The organism is Pedobacter sp. PACM 27299 (assembly GCF_001412655.1).
In the GTDB taxonomy this organism is placed as follows: domain Bacteria; phylum Bacteroidota; class Bacteroidia; order Sphingobacteriales; family Sphingobacteriaceae; genus Pedobacter.
In genome coordinates, this window is sequence record NZ_CP012996.1 from 4595598 (window position 1) to 4611316 (window position 15719).

Annotated in this window: 14 protein-coding genes; 4 read left to right on the forward strand and 10 right to left on the reverse strand. The window is 39.9% G+C overall.

Annotation, left to right across the window (positions count from 1 at the left end; all coding sequences use genetic code 11):
- Nucleotides 1–69 precede the first annotated feature (69 nt).
- Together AQ505_RS19365 and AQ505_RS19370 are read right to left on the reverse strand one after the other, a co-directional pair.
- The gene (locus AQ505_RS19365) at nucleotides 70–3294 is read right to left on the reverse strand and encodes a TonB-dependent receptor (RefSeq protein WP_062549696.1); all 3225 of its coding nucleotides are present in this window, start codon (nucleotides 3292–3294) and stop codon (nucleotides 70–72) included.
- Between the two features lie 107 nt (nucleotides 3295–3401).
- Nucleotides 3402–4430, reverse strand: a complete 1029-nt coding sequence (locus AQ505_RS19370; RefSeq protein ID WP_062549697.1) for a FecR family protein — start codon at nucleotides 4428–4430, stop codon at nucleotides 3402–3404.
- Between the two features lie 278 nt (nucleotides 4431–4708).
- Here AQ505_RS19370 and AQ505_RS19375 point away from each other — a divergent pair, with 278 nt between their 5' ends.
- Nucleotides 4709–5515 (forward strand): hypothetical protein, encoded by an 807-nt coding sequence (locus tag AQ505_RS19375; protein ID WP_231634936.1) that lies wholly within the window; start codon nucleotides 4709–4711, stop codon nucleotides 5513–5515.
- A gap of 106 nt (nucleotides 5516–5621) precedes the next feature.
- On the opposite strand, the gene AQ505_RS19380 is transcribed toward AQ505_RS19375, so the two are convergent.
- Together AQ505_RS19380 and AQ505_RS19385 are read right to left on the reverse strand one after the other, a co-directional pair.
- On the reverse strand, nucleotides 5622–6227 hold the full coding sequence (locus AQ505_RS19380; RefSeq protein WP_062549699.1) for an RNA polymerase sigma-70 factor: 606 nt from the start codon (nucleotides 6225–6227) through the stop codon (nucleotides 5622–5624).
- 106 nt (nucleotides 6228–6333) lie between these two features.
- Nucleotides 6334–7734 carry a S41 family peptidase gene (locus AQ505_RS19385; protein WP_062549700.1) on the reverse strand — a complete coding sequence of 467 codons (1401 nt, stop codon included), beginning with the start codon at nucleotides 7732–7734 and terminating at the stop codon, nucleotides 6334–6336.
- A 99-nt stretch (nucleotides 7735–7833) separates the two neighbouring features.
- Between AQ505_RS19385 and AQ505_RS19390 the strand changes: the two genes are divergently transcribed.
- Nucleotides 7834–8253: a GNAT family N-acetyltransferase gene (locus AQ505_RS19390; protein WP_062549701.1), complete on the forward strand. Its 420-nt coding sequence runs from the start codon at nucleotides 7834–7836 to the stop codon at nucleotides 8251–8253.
- On the opposite strand, the gene AQ505_RS19395 is transcribed toward AQ505_RS19390, so the two are convergent.
- Complete coding sequence (locus tag AQ505_RS19395) at nucleotides 8242–8748, reverse strand: GNAT family N-acetyltransferase (protein WP_062549702.1); 507 nt, start codon at nucleotides 8746–8748, stop codon at nucleotides 8242–8244. The genes AQ505_RS19390 and AQ505_RS19395 overlap by 12 nt on opposite strands.
- 5 nt (nucleotides 8749–8753) lie before the next feature.
- Complete coding sequence (locus AQ505_RS19400) at nucleotides 8754–9623, reverse strand: alpha/beta hydrolase (RefSeq protein ID WP_062549703.1); 870 nt, start codon at nucleotides 9621–9623, stop codon at nucleotides 8754–8756.
- Between the two features lie 102 nt (nucleotides 9624–9725).
- On the opposite strand from AQ505_RS19400, the gene AQ505_RS19405 reads away from it, so the two are divergent.
- Complete coding sequence (locus AQ505_RS19405; protein ID WP_062549704.1) at nucleotides 9726–10673, forward strand: ketopantoate reductase family protein; 948 nt, start codon at nucleotides 9726–9728, stop codon at nucleotides 10671–10673.
- Between the two features lie 151 nt (nucleotides 10674–10824).
- Here AQ505_RS19405 and AQ505_RS19410 read toward each other — a convergent pair whose 3' ends face one another.
- The 4 genes from AQ505_RS19410 to AQ505_RS27000 are packed head-to-tail and all read right to left on the reverse strand — an operon-like array spanning nucleotide 10825 to nucleotide 14815.
- A complete protein-coding gene (locus AQ505_RS19410) occupies nucleotides 10825–12420 on the reverse strand; it encodes an MFS transporter (RefSeq protein ID WP_062549705.1) in 1596 nt (531 codons plus the stop codon).
- Nucleotides 12413–13474, reverse strand: a complete 1062-nt coding sequence (locus AQ505_RS19415; protein ID WP_062549706.1) for an HlyD family secretion protein — start codon at nucleotides 13472–13474, stop codon at nucleotides 12413–12415. Before AQ505_RS19415 ends, AQ505_RS19410 begins: the two co-directional genes overlap by 8 nt.
- A gap of 1 nt (nucleotide 13475) precedes the next feature.
- The gene (locus AQ505_RS26995; RefSeq protein WP_231634937.1) at nucleotides 13476–14186 is read right to left on the reverse strand and encodes a TolC family protein; all 711 of its coding nucleotides are present in this window, start codon (nucleotides 14184–14186) and stop codon (nucleotides 13476–13478) included.
- A complete protein-coding gene (locus AQ505_RS27000) occupies nucleotides 14183–14815 on the reverse strand; it encodes a TolC family protein (protein WP_231634938.1) in 633 nt (210 codons plus the stop codon). Before AQ505_RS27000 ends, AQ505_RS26995 begins: the two co-directional genes overlap by 4 nt.
- 85 nt (nucleotides 14816–14900) lie before the next feature.
- On the opposite strand from AQ505_RS27000, the gene AQ505_RS19425 reads away from it, so the two are divergent.
- Entirely contained in the window at nucleotides 14901–15716 is an 816-nt protein-coding gene (locus AQ505_RS19425) for an AraC family transcriptional regulator (RefSeq protein ID WP_062549707.1), read from the forward strand.
- The last annotated feature ends 3 nt before the right edge of the window (nucleotides 15717–15719 follow it).

Genomic DNA, 15719 nt, shown 5'->3' on the forward strand with positions numbered 1-15719 from the left:
GCTTTTGCTTCAGTAAAAATTAAGAATGTGTGGTTCTCCTTTCCTTAAATAAATGAATCCTTAGGTTAATTAAAAGTTATAAGTCAATTGCAGGCTATACGTACGCCCAATCTTTTGTCTGAAAGTTTTCATATCGTCCTTTTCAAAATCATCAGTATACCCTGGCTTAAGAATAAACTGATCAACATCGGTAATCGGGATTCCATCTTCTGGAGTAGCCTGACGGTAACTCATTCTATTATTATAGTATTCAACCGCGTTATTTAACAGGTTACCCGCATTTAATTTTATTTCAATTCGCGGCTGCAGAAAACGATAGCTGAGCTGGGCATCCAACTGACTGTATGGCCTTTGGTATTCACTATCAGGCATTCGGTTAGAAACGATATACATCTTACGACCAGATCTGTTGAACACCACATTAGTACCGAAATGCTTTCCATCATACTGCAAACCAGCATTGAACAGGTAAGGGGCCTGCCCATATAATGGCCTTTTATTTCTGCTCAGCACGAATGGCTCAGTAGATTTACTTTGACTGGAAGTCTGTACTTCAGAATGGATAAATGTGGCGTTTCCATATATACTCATGTTGGTTAACCAAGTCTTGTTGGCAATAAAATCGAGTCGCTTGCGTAATTCCAGCTCCAGTCCATAATTTTTTGCCCATACCGCATTGGTCAATACATAGTCATACCTGGCATCCTGAGAAGGCTGTCTCGTTAATTCCACCGGTTTATCAAAATATCGGTAAAAAGCACCTACAGAGATTATTTCTCCCAGCGCAGGGAACAGTTCTGCTTTAAAATCCAGTGCATCCACTACCGTACTGGTCAAACCCTTACTATATACGGGTGCATCCAAATCAGGATTATACATCATAAATTTCGCACGCTCCAAAAACTCCGGACGAATGGCCGTTCTGGAATAAGCGACTCTCAGATTGAGGTCTTGCAGCGGACTATATGTTAGATTTGCAGAGGGCAGCCACCTCCATGTTTTGTCTTTCAGGTCTTTTATTTCCTCCACTCCTCCACTTGAATTGGTCGGGTTCTTCAATTCTTTGTATTTGTAATATTCTGCACGTAGCCCCCATACCAATCTCCACTGTTCGGAAAAACGGTTATCAAACATTGCGTATCCGGCATGCTGCTGACTTTTACCTTCATAAAAATCTATCAAAAAGGGATGCACTTCCCAAACAAATCCCTTCGGATTTAAATTCTCTGGTTTGATCTTTTCTGAGATGGGCAGATATAGCAAGCTATCCGGGGTGTATTGATAAATATCGTTCAGCTGTGCACCTTCCCAGTTTAATTTCAGGTGTTTTTTAGTCCCTGAATAACCGGTCTTCAAAATATTACGGGTATTGCCCAATGTAAATGGCATTGCGCCTGAAATGTTCCAGTTAAAATCTGTTTCCTTATTCAGATAATGACTTCTGGAATTTGGAAACTCACCGGTTTGAGTAGAATTGGTAGCGTTAACCAAGACATATTCCCCATTAATCATTCGAGGGTAAAGGTCTCTGCGGATCACATCTTTCTCGTTCCTTTTGATGCCGGTACGGGCTATATCCCAATCCAGTTTTACCTTGCCGAGCTGATGCTGAAAGCTCAGTTTATTTTGCAGGAGGTCAAGAAAACTTGGCAACACCGTAATCCTCTGATTTGGAGGCATCAGACCGATTTCTTCCGAACCGATATTGTCCAGGTAATTGTTCATGATCCGGGTGATGCTTTCAAACTTTCGGGTGTAGGTATTTCTCAAACTGATCCGATGGTTTTTCAATTTCAAACCTGCATTCAATAAACCACCAAGACTGGTGTTGAAGTTATAATCATTGCCATAGTTATTGAATCCAGGATTATATGTACCCCTCCTTAGTTCAGAGATTTCTGAAATATTTTGGGTATTCCGATAACTCAGGGAACCCAGTACCCCAAAAATACTGGAACTGTCTGCATGGTTGACTCTACCTATAGTAAACTGATAATTTTGAGCCATAGCCGCCGGTGTTTTATACAAAGTCAGGTTATCATTGGTAAACAGCCTGCTCTGGGCAAATTTATCTTCTGCTCGCTGTAGATCCGGACGGTTAGAAGCCAATGCAGGCGTATACCTCAGGTCTTTTGGAAAATCCCTTCTGCCATCATCGAAGCCCAGGAAATCATACTTTCCACGTTTTGGCGAATAAAAATCTTTCCCTATACTCTGGTCGTTGATCCCGGTACCAATGGAAAAACTGCTGAAATTCTGATCGGGAATATCTTTGGTATTGATCTGCACCAGGCCACCGGCAAAACTGGTGTTCATATCCGGAGTAATCGTTTTGCTGACCACCACATTGTCAATCAGATTGGAAGGAATCAGGTCAAAGGCAAAAGCTTTTCTCCCCACTTCCGTACTTGGCAATACGGAACCATCTAGGGTAGCCGCATTATAACGCTCCCCCATTCCTCTCACCACCACATATTTATTGTCTATTGTAGAAATCCCGGAGATTCGCTTTATTGCCTCCCCAAGATTGCTATCTGGTGTTCTGGCAATTTGCTCTGCACTGATGCCATTGCTGATTTCGGCAGCATTTTTCTGACGTGCCAGCAGCCCATCGGTGGAGCTTTTTTTATAACCTCCCGTGATCACTACTCCTGCCAATGTTGCTGAACTAGGTTTCATACTAATCGTTAATGGCGTAACAGTTCCTGATTTAATCACTACATCTGTTATTCTCCGGCCCTGGTAACTCACATAACTGACTTCTACGGTGTATGTTCCCGGCTCCACTGCGATACTAAAAGAACCGTCGACGGCCGTACTCACTGACCGGTTCAGCTCTATAATTTTTACTCCGGCACCTGGTAAAGCTGCTCCTTTTTCATCCAGGATTTTACCTGTTAATTGTCCTGTTTTTACCGGATCAGGTATTTTGTACAAGAGGATAGTTTTGGCATCAGCGATTTTATAGGTCACTCCTGTGCCTTCCAACAATTTTTTCAGCACCTGAGTGATGGGTACATCTTTCACATCAATACTGATGCGTTTTACAGATTTAAAAATTGCCGGGTTATAATTGATCACACATTCTGCCTTGTCTTCCAGGGCAAGGAATGCCTTTTGCAATTCCACATCCGACAATTTAATGCTGATTTTATTGTTTAAAACTTGCTGTGTATAGGTATTTCCCAAAACAGGTTTCATCAAAGCAGTCGAAAGAACTACCGTCAGCAGCAAAAAAGAGGGTGTAATTTTATTAAAGTATTTTTTTATTAAAGCGTATAGCATTACCTTCATGGATTCAAAAAGTTTTTTAATTTTCAAGAGTTACAAAACATTTTTTTGGAACCGTCCTGTTACAGCAGGGCGGTTTATTTTTTATAGGATCACATTCCTTTACTGCCTCATTCGCAAGCCTCCCCCCATAAAGTAATTGTGGTATTCTGATTGTTAAATTCATAATGTATTTTACCCGCGCTCATCAGCTGGAGTTGTCCGGCGATTTCTTTAATCGTATTGTGTTGAAAAGTAGCGTTGAAACGGCATCTTAATAAAGCAGGATTCTTCACTTTAAAACTGATATTATAACTTCTTTCCAGTTGAAGAATGATGTTGCTTAAAGACTCATTTCTGAAAACAAAGCGACTTTCTGTCCAGGCATTTACAGCTTCTACCGAAAGTTGATTTAAGCTAAATTTCTCCGCTTTCAGTTGATATACCAATCGTTTCCCGGGAGTAAGGAAAGACAAGTGTTGTAATCCATTGACATTGGCCGCTGAGACCCCAACTTTGCCCGTCTTTACGCTCACACTAAAAGTCTCTTTTCCTGGATAGGCATCTATATTAAACGAAGTACCTAATACGCGGGTCTGCAAGGATCCGGTATGTACTATAAAGGGACAGTTCGGGTCTTCTTTCACTTCAAAAAACGCTTCTCCTTCCAGATAAATATCCCGGTATTTTCCTTTTTCAAAATGATGCGCAAAACTCAGCTTGCTCCCTCCATTTAAATAAACCACAGAGCGATCAGGAAGTACCAGTTTTAGTCTTTCACCCTGTCTTGTAGATTTAGTTAAAAAGGCAGTCGCCGCTGTCACTTTGTGATCTCCTATTTTCATGGCGTACCAGGTTAGTGCCGCCGTACAAACCAGGAATAAAGAAGCGGCATATTTTAGCCAGGAAATATGACGTTTTTTATCCTGCTCTTCTTCTCCAATTCTATTCCAAACCGATTGCAGTTCTGCCTGTGCTGACAGAGAATCATCCCTAAGCGGGACATCTTCAGCCCACATCTCTGTGGTAGTTTTTTCAAAAGACTCATTTAGCAGATCCTCTTTACTCAGGATAGCAAACAATCTTTCTTCCTGAGCAGGACTGGTATTCCCTTCCAGGTATAACTTAAATAAAAGCTTAATTTCTTCGTTGGTATTCACTTGATACAATTAAAAGTCAGAAAATTCTCTGCCTGTCTAATAGTATATATCCCGTCTGGAAGTCAAATGTCTAGTCGGGCTTGAAATATTTTTCATATATTTATAGAAGAGACTAACACCGATGATATTGATCAATAACCCTTAAAATATTTCGATGAATATTCGTTTAATTTAAAGCCTCAAACATAGATAATCATAATCCGGCTGCTTATATTTATAACTATAATCACATAACAATGAAAAAATGGTATAGCTTTTTAATTTTAGTCTTATTTTCTATGAATTTAATGGCTCAAACCGGCAATAATACGAAACAAGATGTGGTTCAAAAAATTGATGCTGAGCAAATGAAAGGTAAGGTGATCAAGATTACCGACAGTGATGTCACTTTTGTTTATGCCGGAGAGACTGCAGAATATGTCATCAAAAAATCAGAAATTGCCCGAATTGTACATGCAAGTGGCAGGATTGAGAACATTAGCCAGCAAAACAGTCCTGCACAAAACCGTCAGCAGGATCAGGTAAATATGTCGGCCACCTCAGTAGACCATCATAATAAAATTGCAATTCTCCCCTTTAACTTCCTCATGGACAATCAGCCCGGTGCCGAGGCCATCGGGTATAAGGCCCAGGAAGACACCTACGGTTTTCTATCACAGCATTCAGCAGGATACACCATTCTTGATCCAAGAACCACCAATGCCCTGCTAAATAAAGCCGGAGTAACAAAAGAAAAAACAATCAATTTTACCATGAAAGAGATCTGTGATATCCTTGGGGTAGAATATATAATTGATGGTTCAATTACACAGAACAAAGGTTATCAGACCAGTTACAGCAGCGATGTTGCCAGCACTAAAGTAAAACGTAATGATAACGATAAGTTAAAAGGTGTTTCCACTTATGGCACTACAAATAGTAATTCTGTACAACGATATGATGTATCGGTTAGCATCCATATCTATATGGATAATAATGCCAGCATTTATAACCAGACACACAAAGCTTTCCTCAGCAATACGGACGGATCCTATAGCAGTCCACTAGAATATTTATTGAAGAGAAGTCCTTTGTTCAGAAAATAATATAAGATTTTACTGTTATTATTCTAATTCTTTGCTGTTTTTTCAATCAGGCAAAACAAAAATACGGGAATATGATGGCTAATTAAGACTGTAAATAAAAGGTCAATTACCAATTGATAACTGCCGTACATATAACCGGAAGCCAAACCAATACCGTTTCCGGTGTATGGATTTTAAAATACTGTCGGATATGACTCAATGATTTTGCCATGTGACTGTGCACGGTATTTTTTGAAATGTTGAGTTCATTCGAAATTCGCTCATAACTGGCTCCTTCTTCCCTGCTCAGCTTAAACACTTTTTTACTTTGTGGAGGCAGGCTCTCGATGGCACTTTCTGCCAGCTGGCGATAATCTTGTAAGTCCATAAAACTGGCCACGGGATCGTAGGTATGTTCCTGTTTTGCGAGCTCATTTTGATACGTATCTGCTTTTGCTTTCCGCTGGAATTCTTTATAAACCAGATTCCTGGTAATGGTTAATAAGAAAGCATCAAAGTCTTTGCTTACATCCAGCGTATGTTTATATTTCCATAAGCGTACAAATACCAGCTGCGTTAATTCAGTCGCTGTTTCGGAGCACCTGACAAAGCGATAAGCAAATTGGTGGATTTTACCTTTATAACGATAATACAACTCATTAAAGGCAGCAGTATCACCTTCGCGGAGTAAAACAACTAATTTTTCAAGCAGGACCTTATCTAACTGTTTCAAAATAATTGAGAATTATGAGTGATGCGTTTTTCTATTTCGAAAGTACTGCCCTCATTTTAACTCAGTATTAAGCTTAAGTCAAATATATATACCTATCATCATCATTTTACCGGTGTGTGAAAACGAGGCTAGTTTGCGCTTTTTGCCGATGCGTGTCAGAAAAAACCATTGTATTGCCCGGTTTATTTCCATTTTGTTGTTGGAGCAGGGAAATTCTAGAACTGCTGGAGGCCAGTACTGCAGGCTTTAAGAAACCAATCTGATTCAGCGCAGCTTTTAACAAGGGATCATTTACATCGCCAAAGGGCAAAAGTGGCAGCTGATTCAATTCATTAACGGCTATATCAGGGGAAATACCATTCTGATAGCCTCCCTGTCCATTGGCATTAAATAATTTATAAATGATAGGGTACATTTCCCAGGCTACCTTTTTTGGACTGTGCTGATCTTCAATTAAAAAACTGGCTTCATCTTTTCCGAGCGTTTGTGCACCAACAACTTTAACCTGTAAGTAAGGCTTCAAGTTATTTACCACTAATTCAGCCGCTGAGGCCGTTGCAGCTGTTGTTAATACAAACACCCTGCTTAAGCTTAAATTACGTTGTAAGAATGCTTTAAAATCCACCAGGGGGACATCAGCGGCTGCAGTGCCAATAGATTCATTCCTGGTGCCCCCATTTTTATTTCCTTTGTATATAATAAATGGGCTTTCTGCGGTTATTCCTGCCGGAATCATGGCGCAAAGTCCTGCTGCTTCTGACACCTCCCCACCAGAATTATAGCGTAGATCAATGACTAAATCAGTCAGACCTATGTTTTTAAATTGAGAAAATATGGGCAGTAATCCATTCAGTGTTCCGGCGGAAAAATCATCGAGATAAATATACCCGATATGCTTCCCTCCACTTTCCATAGTTTGGGAAATAGCAGGCTGTGCATAAGGTGTTAATCCGGCAATCAGGTTTAGTTCCCGATCTTCATAAAACACCCCATCCTGAAATTTAGCTAAAGTCAGCAGCGTACTCCGCCCGTTAATCAGTTCTTTTTCCAACGCCTGAATACGGTCCTTACTAAATTCCTGTCCATTAATTCTACGGATGTAAATCCCTCTTTTCAGGCCAGATCGCTCTCCAGGAGATCCCTTTAAGACAGATTTAATCACACAAAGCACCTGTTTGCTTAATGGTTCTTCAAATATGGCATAATCAAAACCATATAAAGCACGTGTGCTGGTGGTAAAAGTGCTGGCATCACTAGCCAGGTAAAGCCAGGAAAACCGATCTGCGGAATTCCTAATCGAATTAAAAAACGCTGGTGGAGTTTGTTCAAGTGCTGCTGTTTTAGGCAGCGCATCAGACCAGTAATAGTACTTACGAAGGCTGTCTAAGATCCAGGTATTGATCTGTTCATTGCTCCCTTCGGGGTAGATAGGCGTAGATTTATCCTTTTTACAGCTCGTCAGCAACAGGAGTATAACCACACAGGAACACAGGCTTTTAAATTTCATAGTACAGCGTTAACCCTACAAACTTAAGGATGCAGTATAAACAAATTGTTAAGCCAGCAGGCTAAAATCATTACATTTGAACACTCAAATTATAGATTTATGACGACTTACCTTGCCGAATTTAAAAATATCCCCCTGACCACTTATCTGAATTTAAGAAAAGACGCTGGCTTGAGCCCAAAAACAATGGAGGCAGCAGAAATAGGTTTAAAAAATTCCGTTTGTGAGGTCTTGGTTTCCGATCCGGAACAAGGTGGTAAACCTATTGGGATGGGCAGAATTACCGGTGATGGCGGCTGCCATTGTCAGATTACCGATATGTGCGTATTGCCGGAATATCAAGGCAAAGGAATAGGAAAATCGATTATGGAGAAACTGATGGAATTTATCAATAGTGAATTACCGTCTTCCTGTTACATCAGTTTGATCGCGGATGGCGATGCCTCATTTTTATATGAAAAGTTTGGTTTTAAAGACACCTTACCTGCTTCTAAAGGCATGGCTTATTTAAAGCGCTGATCTTTTTACCGCTATTCCATAACGCAGTAACTTTTCGGAATCCCGGTTGATTTCTTCCTCAAATGTCATCCCTAACTTTTCCAAAAGGCGAATAGAACGGACATTGTCTTTTAAGCTAATGGCCAGTAATCTAGAATGGGCAACAAGAACTTCTGGTGCTTCCAGTAAGGCCGATGCGGATTCATAAGCATAACCTTTTCCAGCGTAACCTGGCAAAAAAGCAAAGCCAATATCGTGGTGTGCTAAGTCATCCCTTTTAATCATTGTCAAAACGCCGACTGGGATTTTTGAACCTTTTAAACGAACAACCCGATAGCTGACAGCCGGATCATTTATGATTTTGTGAATATAACGTGCTGCATCCTGTAGGTCATGCACATTTCGCTCGCCAATAAACTGCTTCCAACCTTGCGTATTGAGCAAGTCCAGTATAAATGGAGCGTCATTTATACTCAGCTGATCTACTATAAGACTGGAAGTAATTATCGGCTTCATTTAGGTTATTTTTTTTTATTAAAAAGTTCAAAACCTTTGTACAAAGCATTGTGTAATACATTGGCATGGTTCCCTTCTGGGAAATACACAAAATGAACTTCTAAATTAGTCGTCTTTAAGGTTTCTGCCAGCTTTTTCGCATCACCTTCCATTACTGCTCCTTCTTTCCCAACTGCAACGTAAACTTTGGTTTTTGTAGCTGGCAATGATTTCAACAGCTCAGGTGCTTTAGCGAGCAACGATTCATTGTCCCACCATAAACTTGGGCTCACAATCATGTATTGGTTGAATAATACTGGCGATTTTAACAATATTTCTGTCGCTAAAAGGCCGCCTAAACTTTGACCAATCAACATTTTACTGACATTTGTTTTATAATTCTTCTCGATATAAGGCTGCAGTTCTTTTCCGATAAAACTGATGAACTTTTCTGAATGTCCGGTAGTAGGATAATCTTTGATGTCCGCAGCAATAGTTGTAGGGAAAGTATAATCTCTTTTTCTATCTACGTTTGCAATACCTACTACAATTGCTGCAGGCATAGTTTCCGTCATACTTAAAAACTGAGTCAGGCCTGCAACATGTAAAAAATCCTCGTTTGCAGAACCATCCAACAAGTAAATTACCGGATAAGTTTTTGCAGAATCCGGATGGTAACCATCGGGTAGGTAGATATTTAGTGTTCTGCTCTCGCCAAGTATGTTCGATTTAATTATATCTGTCCGGCCAATAGAAAAAGGGCTGCTTTCAGTTTTTTGACTGCTGATTGAGGTTGTTGAGGTACTGGTTTTTCGGGCAGCTTTCTTTTGCTGCTGGGCATTGGAATCAATTGTTGTAAGAAGTCCCAAAATCATTAGGGAATACAAATATTTCATAAATAGGTAGTTTTTTCAAAAATATGAATCATTTGACACAAACAAACCACATTCAATGATTTATTGTGATAATTTGCAATGCATAATTTACTACCCTATAAAATGGAAACAACAATAAAAATTACTGTCATTGGCCTTGGAGGTGTTGGCGGTTACTTCGGATTTAAGCTGGCACAACATTACTCAGATCAGCAGGAAGTGCAGATTTCTTTTATAGCCAGAGGAGCAACTTATACTGTCGTCAAAGAAAATGGTTTGACCTTACTGTCGCCAGAACATGAAAACCCAATCGCCCATCCAGCAAAAATCTACTCAGACTTTGCTATGTTCCCTTCAGCAGATGTGCTCTTAATTTGTGTCAAAGAATATGACCTGGAAAAGGTCTGTATGGAGTTAAAAGATAAAATCAAAGCCGATACACTGATTTTACCTTTAATGAATGGTGTAGACATTTATGAACGGATTAGAAAGGTGATCAATACTGGCATTGTACTTCCCGCCTGCGTATATGTCGCTTCTCATATTAAAGAAAAAGGAACCGTAGAACATAAAGGAAATGCAGGTAAAATTGTGGTTGGAAACGACCCGAAATATCCGGATTATGATGCACAGAAATTAATCAACTTAATGAAATCCGCAGGTATTGACATTCAATATAAGCAGGATGCTTTCCCTGACATCTGGACGAAATTCTTCTTCATAGCTAGCTTTGGGCTGGTTTCTGCCCGTTACAATCAGTCAATTGGAGAAATTAATGAGCTCCCGAAATTACGTGAGCGAGCGACCTTGATTATGGAAGAAATTAAGTCGATTGCCCACAAGAAAAACATTGATATCCCATCTGACATTATAGAAAAAACATTTCAAAAGGCAGCTACTTTTCCTTACGCCACCCCTACTTCATTGCAACTGGATATTCAATCCGGAAAAGAACATACAGAACTGGAATTATTTGCCGGCGCGATCATGGATTATGGAAAAGCATTGGATATTCCTGTGCTGGAAAGTAAGAGAATTTATGAAGAAATAAAATCAGGAAAAATCAATTGATATTTCCTGATCCCTAATTCAGTATTCATTTTCAGTATTCATCAAAAGAGAATTAAGCCTTATCTTCTGATGAATACTGAATTTTTTGATGAGTAATGAATGATCGTTTGATAAAATTCAAAAGAGCCCATTTGTAAGCCGTATTTGCACATTAAAATCCTGCCGCAGCGGGTCTTTTCCCCTTCACATTAATCATCGTTCTACTGATTACTGGTTGAAGTGCAATCAGCACGATAGTCAACAAACAAAGTGCGGCAATAATTTCATAATAGTTGACACAATACTGGAGAAATGCTTGCTTTTGCACCGCTTTATTTAAGAGTCCGACCGCAACTTTTGCCGCTTCATCTTTTAACATCCCATGACTTGACAATGCATTTTGATAGCCGGTCAATCGCTCAGATAAGCCCAAATCCAGCACCGTTAATCCGCTCCTCATGTCATTATTATGGTTTCCTCTAAAATACAACTGAAAATAATTCATTAAGGCCAGACTCAGACTGAATGCCGAAAAACGCACCAATACCCCAACTGATGCTGCAGATTGGCCCATTTGAACCGGCACCGCTGATACGATAAACATCACGATTGGTGACATCACCATTCCTGCACCCAGGCCCTGCAAAAATAACGGCAGGATAAAAGTACTGGCATCTGCTTCTGTTGCAAACAGAAAGCACATCAGCGTAAAAAACATGGCTAATAATGCAAAGCCAGCAACCCATAATACCCGCAGCATTTTTTGCAGAATCAAGAAGCGAATTGCAATATAGGAGCCAGCAATAATCCCTAAAATATTAAAAATCATGAGTTCATTTGCATGTAAGGAATCCATTCCCAATACTGTGATGAAGTAAGTACTGGTTAAGGTAAAAGCACCTCTAATCAGATATAAGATCACTAAAAAAACAATTCCAACACTAAAATTCCGATACTTGAATACAGAAAGATCCACCGTAGGACGCTTTAAAGCTTTTTGTCGCAATACAGACAAGACAGCTAAGCTGAGGATGGCCAATATACTGTAAACAATGCTTAGGTCTTCCAGCCAGTCTTTTTGCTGGCCATAAATTAACACATAAGCAATGAGGATCAGCATCACCACAAACAGTAAAAAACTAGCCCAATCCAGTTGATATAAAGGTTTTTTACGGATCAGGTGTACACGGTTTAAAATCGAGAACAGCAATGCTGCAGTTGGCAAAAAACAAAAGATAATTGCTTTGTACAAAACATTGTATTCAAAGTTCTCTACTAAAGGCGCGGCAAATAAAGCTGTCACTGGTGATACACACAGAATCATTCCATAAAATATGGTATATCCTACTTCTCTGGAATGCTCCGATTTTAATCTTCCAAACAATAGCGTCAGACAAATACTGGTAATGCCGCAATTGACAATTCCCTGTAAAAATCTAAAAGTAAAAACCAGCCATATTTCCCGGGTATGGTAACAGCAATAAGCGATCAGGATTTCGAGAACGATACAGATCAAGAGATAATCTTTGGTGATGATACGTTCAAAAAAACGACGTTCTACCCCTGCAAAGCTAGCTACTGCAGCATAAAATAGCAATAAGGAAAATTGCACATCTGCAGGTTCCATGCCATAATACCCTGCTGCTGCTGCCCCATCTGCAGTAGATAAAGCAAATAACAATACCGAAGATAACAGCAGTAATAGAATACTCAGTTTGATAAGCCATTCGGGAACCCATGACTTAAAAATGGGCAGTGATTTACTCATGGTCTTTTTTTATGTGAACGGTTGCGCTCATTCCAGCGTTTAATTTTGTTAAGGAGGCATCAGCACCTTCGAGACGAATTCTTACCGGAATACGCTGTGCAATTTTCACAAAATTACCCGTGGCATTATCAGGAGGTAATAAAGAAAATCTGGAACCTGTTGCGGCAGAAAGAGATTCTATTTTCCCTTCAAAGGACTGACCGGGAAAAGCATCGACTTCAATAGTTACAGATTCTCCGGCATACATTTTTCCAATCTGGGTTTCTTTAAAGTTTGCGATTACCCATTTTCCTGCATCTTTATCTACGATATAGGCGATAGTTTGTCCGCTTTGTACCAGTTGTCCGGGTTGAATAGTTCTTCTACCCATTTTACCGTTGTAAGGGGCTAAAATCACGGTATAAGAAGTATTCAAATGGTTTCTTTTTAACACTGCATCTCTGCGTTGAATTTCAGAAACGAGTACTTCCGATTGCACTTTAATATCATTAGTTTTAGAAATTGCAGCTGCATAATCTTCTTGAGCAGCATTGTACTCAGCTTGTGCCACCTCCAGCATACTTTGCATGCTTTCTAACTGCTGACGGGTAGCAGATTCTGCCTCAAATAGTTTTTTATAACGATCATAATCCGCTTGTTGCTTCCATAGTTTTGCTTTAGCAGCTGCAATTTTTGACTTACTGGCACTTGCGAGTGTACTGGCCGTTTGCACATTGCTCTGCAACACGGAAACCTGTGCTTTTGCATTAGAAAGTGAAGCCGCTGCTTCCTCTTGCTGAACCGTATAATCACTGTCATCAATCACCACCAACGTGTCTCCCTTTTTAACGTCCTGGTTTTCGATGTAACGAACAGATTTGATATATCCACTTACCCTTGCAGTAACCGGATTGATATACTCTTCCACCTGGGCATCATTAGTTTCTTCAAAACGTAAATAGCTGAAGACGGTTTTACCTCCCCAGATCAGCAAAACGACCATCACTACAGCCGCAATGACCGTCGTGACTACTGAAATTCTTTTATCTGTTTTATTTTGTGTTTGCGTGTTCATATTATAGGTTTCCTACGGCTTTTTCTAATTGATAGTATTGTATTTTGGCATTTACTTTTGCCGTTGTCAGTTCAAAACGAGATTGCAATAGCTGGGTTTCTGCATCCAGTAAATCCGTCAATAAAGACAACTGGTTGAAATAAGTATTCTGTACAATTCGATAACTTTCTGCAGCTTGTTTAATGTTTTCATTTGCCACTTCTATTCGTTTCAAAGACTCCGTGTAACGGATATAGTTTTCCTGTACTTCCTGACGAATATTGTCTTTCACGTCTTCGTCTTCTACTTCCTGCTGATGCAGTTTTATCTCCGCCACTTTCACCTTATGTTTATTGGTATAAAAGTTAGAAATAGGGATTTTCAGTTTGATGCCGGCCATACCGTTGCGATATGGAGCAAGTGCATAAGGATAAAACTGGATCTGTGGATAGGCGAGCATATACTCTCCGAACAAGCCAACAGAAGGAAGGATATTAGATTTTACCTGTTTCAATTTCAACTCCCCAAGCTTTTGTTCTTTCTCAGAAATCTGTAGCTTAAAAGAATTCGATTGTCCGGCTGTGAGGTAATTGGCCAGTCCTTTAATTAAGACCGGATCAGTTTCCTGGTCGGAAATGACAGGTATTAAAGGTGTATCGTCAGCCCTGCCGATCAATATATTCAGCTTTTGCTCCGCAATATGGATGCTGTTTTCAATTTCCGTCAGCATCATTTTTTGTTTGACAAACGCAGTTCGGCACGCAGCACATCACTTTTAAGGACGGTTCCATTTTTATACAGGACATTAATTTCCTGCAGTTGTTTCTCCCTATCTTTAATATCTTGCAGCAACAAATTCTGATACGACTGATTGCGGTAAACATCATAGAAATATACCGCAGCCAGGAAATGGATTTCCTGTTTATTCAGGTTCTTTTTGGCGATGGCCAGCTCAGTTTCTGTCTTTGAAGCGGCGATTTCACGATTGGTTTTACCCCCATTGTAAAGGTTCAGGTAAGCATCTCCGGATATTTTATAATACTTTGGCTCTACTGGGAATTGCGTTGGTGTATGGAACAATCCATTTTCATAAATGGGCATTTTAAAGATATGTGCCAATACCCCGTTTGCGGCTATTTCAGGAAGCCTTTCCGATTTGGCCACTTTAATTCCTGCTTCGGAAGCCAGCACATCGAGTTGTGTCATTTGTATCTTCCTGCTGTTGCTGTCTGTAAGCTGCCAAACCTGGCGGATTGAAAGTGGATTTCCTGGATCCACAGGCCCTTGTGCGTGGGTAAAAAGAGAGGATAAAAGAAAGGTCATTCCGCCGAGGAATATTCTTTTATACGAGCTAAAATTCATATATATTATTTAATGCTACAAATTTCGGCTAAGAATTCTTTCTTTATTTTATCTAAAGTGACATATATTTGTTCAAACCAGCCACATGGATCATAACAGTAAAGAAAGCCTATTAGCGGCCATAGATGAACAGCCAAAAAGTACGTATGTATGGCATAGCAAGTTTGAAGATCGATTTCGTCACCATCAACATTTGAAAGGTCAGCTAACTTATGTAGAGGGCGGAGTAATTTTCCTATATGCGAACGACAAGTCTTATTTTTTACCTGGCCGTCATTACCTCTGGATTCCTGCGGGTGTTGCACACCATTTAGAACACCGATATAGATCTGCGGTGGTAAGAAATATCTATTTTACACCTGATGATTTAAATCAGGACCCTTTTTTCGATCGTATCGGCATTTATCCTGTGAACAACTTGTTATTGGAAATGCTCAAATATTCTGAACTTTGGAATGGAAATATTACGCCAGGCAGCCCGCAATATGATTTCTTAAATACGCTGAAAAACATTCTGCCGGATATCAGTAAACATCCGCTTCCAATTGTGGTGCCAACTACCGATAATGAGCGCTTGCGTCCTGCTTTACAGTACATTCATCAGCATTTATCGGAAGATTTGACTTTGGAGCGCATTGCCGCAGCAACCGGTTTTTCTGAACGCACCTTATCTCGTGTTTTTCTGGCTTCTTTGGATATCTCTTTTTTTCAATACCTGAAACTGGTCAGGATCACTAAGGCAATGGAAAAGTTATTAGAAAGCGATCTGACGATAAGTGAGATCGCTTATGAAGTAGGTTACGATAGCATATCCTCCTTCAGTAACACCTTTTTCAAGATGACCGGAAGAAGACCTTCTTCGTTTAGAGCACTGAAAACTGCCAGCCTCAGCACAGATTAGGGA

Bases quoted from the DNA above. Each gene is read 5' to 3' on its own strand.
- AQ505_RS19365 (WP_062549696.1), bottom strand. From the start codon at position 3,294: ATGAAGGTAATGCTATACGCTTTAATAAAAAAATACTTTAATAAAATT.
- AQ505_RS19375 (WP_231634936.1), top strand. From the start codon at position 4,709: ATGAATTTAATGGCTCAAACCGGCAATAATACGAAACAAGATGTGGTT.
- AQ505_RS19385 (WP_062549700.1), bottom strand. From the start codon at position 7,734: ATGAAATTTAAAAGCCTGTGTTCCTGTGTGGTTATACTCCTGTTGCTG.
- AQ505_RS19390 (WP_062549701.1), top strand. From the start codon at position 7,834: ATGACGACTTACCTTGCCGAATTTAAAAATATCCCCCTGACCACTTAT.
- AQ505_RS19395 (WP_062549702.1), bottom strand. From the start codon at position 8,748: ATGAAGCCGATAATTACTTCCAGTCTTATAGTAGATCAGCTGAGTATA.
- AQ505_RS19400 (WP_062549703.1), bottom strand. From the start codon at position 9,623: ATGAAATATTTGTATTCCCTAATGATTTTGGGACTTCTTACAACAATT.
- AQ505_RS19405 (WP_062549704.1), top strand. From the start codon at position 9,726: ATGGAAACAACAATAAAAATTACTGTCATTGGCCTTGGAGGTGTTGGC.
- AQ505_RS19410 (WP_062549705.1), bottom strand. From the start codon at position 12,420: ATGAGTAAATCACTGCCCATTTTTAAGTCATGGGTTCCCGAATGGCTT.
- AQ505_RS19415 (WP_062549706.1), bottom strand. From the start codon at position 13,474: ATGAACACGCAAACACAAAATAAAACAGATAAAAGAATTTCAGTAGTC.
- AQ505_RS26995 (WP_231634937.1), bottom strand. From the start codon at position 14,186: ATGATGCTGACGGAAATTGAAAACAGCATCCATATTGCGGAGCAAAAG.
- AQ505_RS27000 (WP_231634938.1), bottom strand. From the start codon at position 14,815: ATGAATTTTAGCTCGTATAAAAGAATATTCCTCGGCGGAATGACCTTT.
- AQ505_RS19425 (WP_062549707.1), top strand. From the start codon at position 14,901: ATGGATCATAACAGTAAAGAAAGCCTATTAGCGGCCATAGATGAACAG.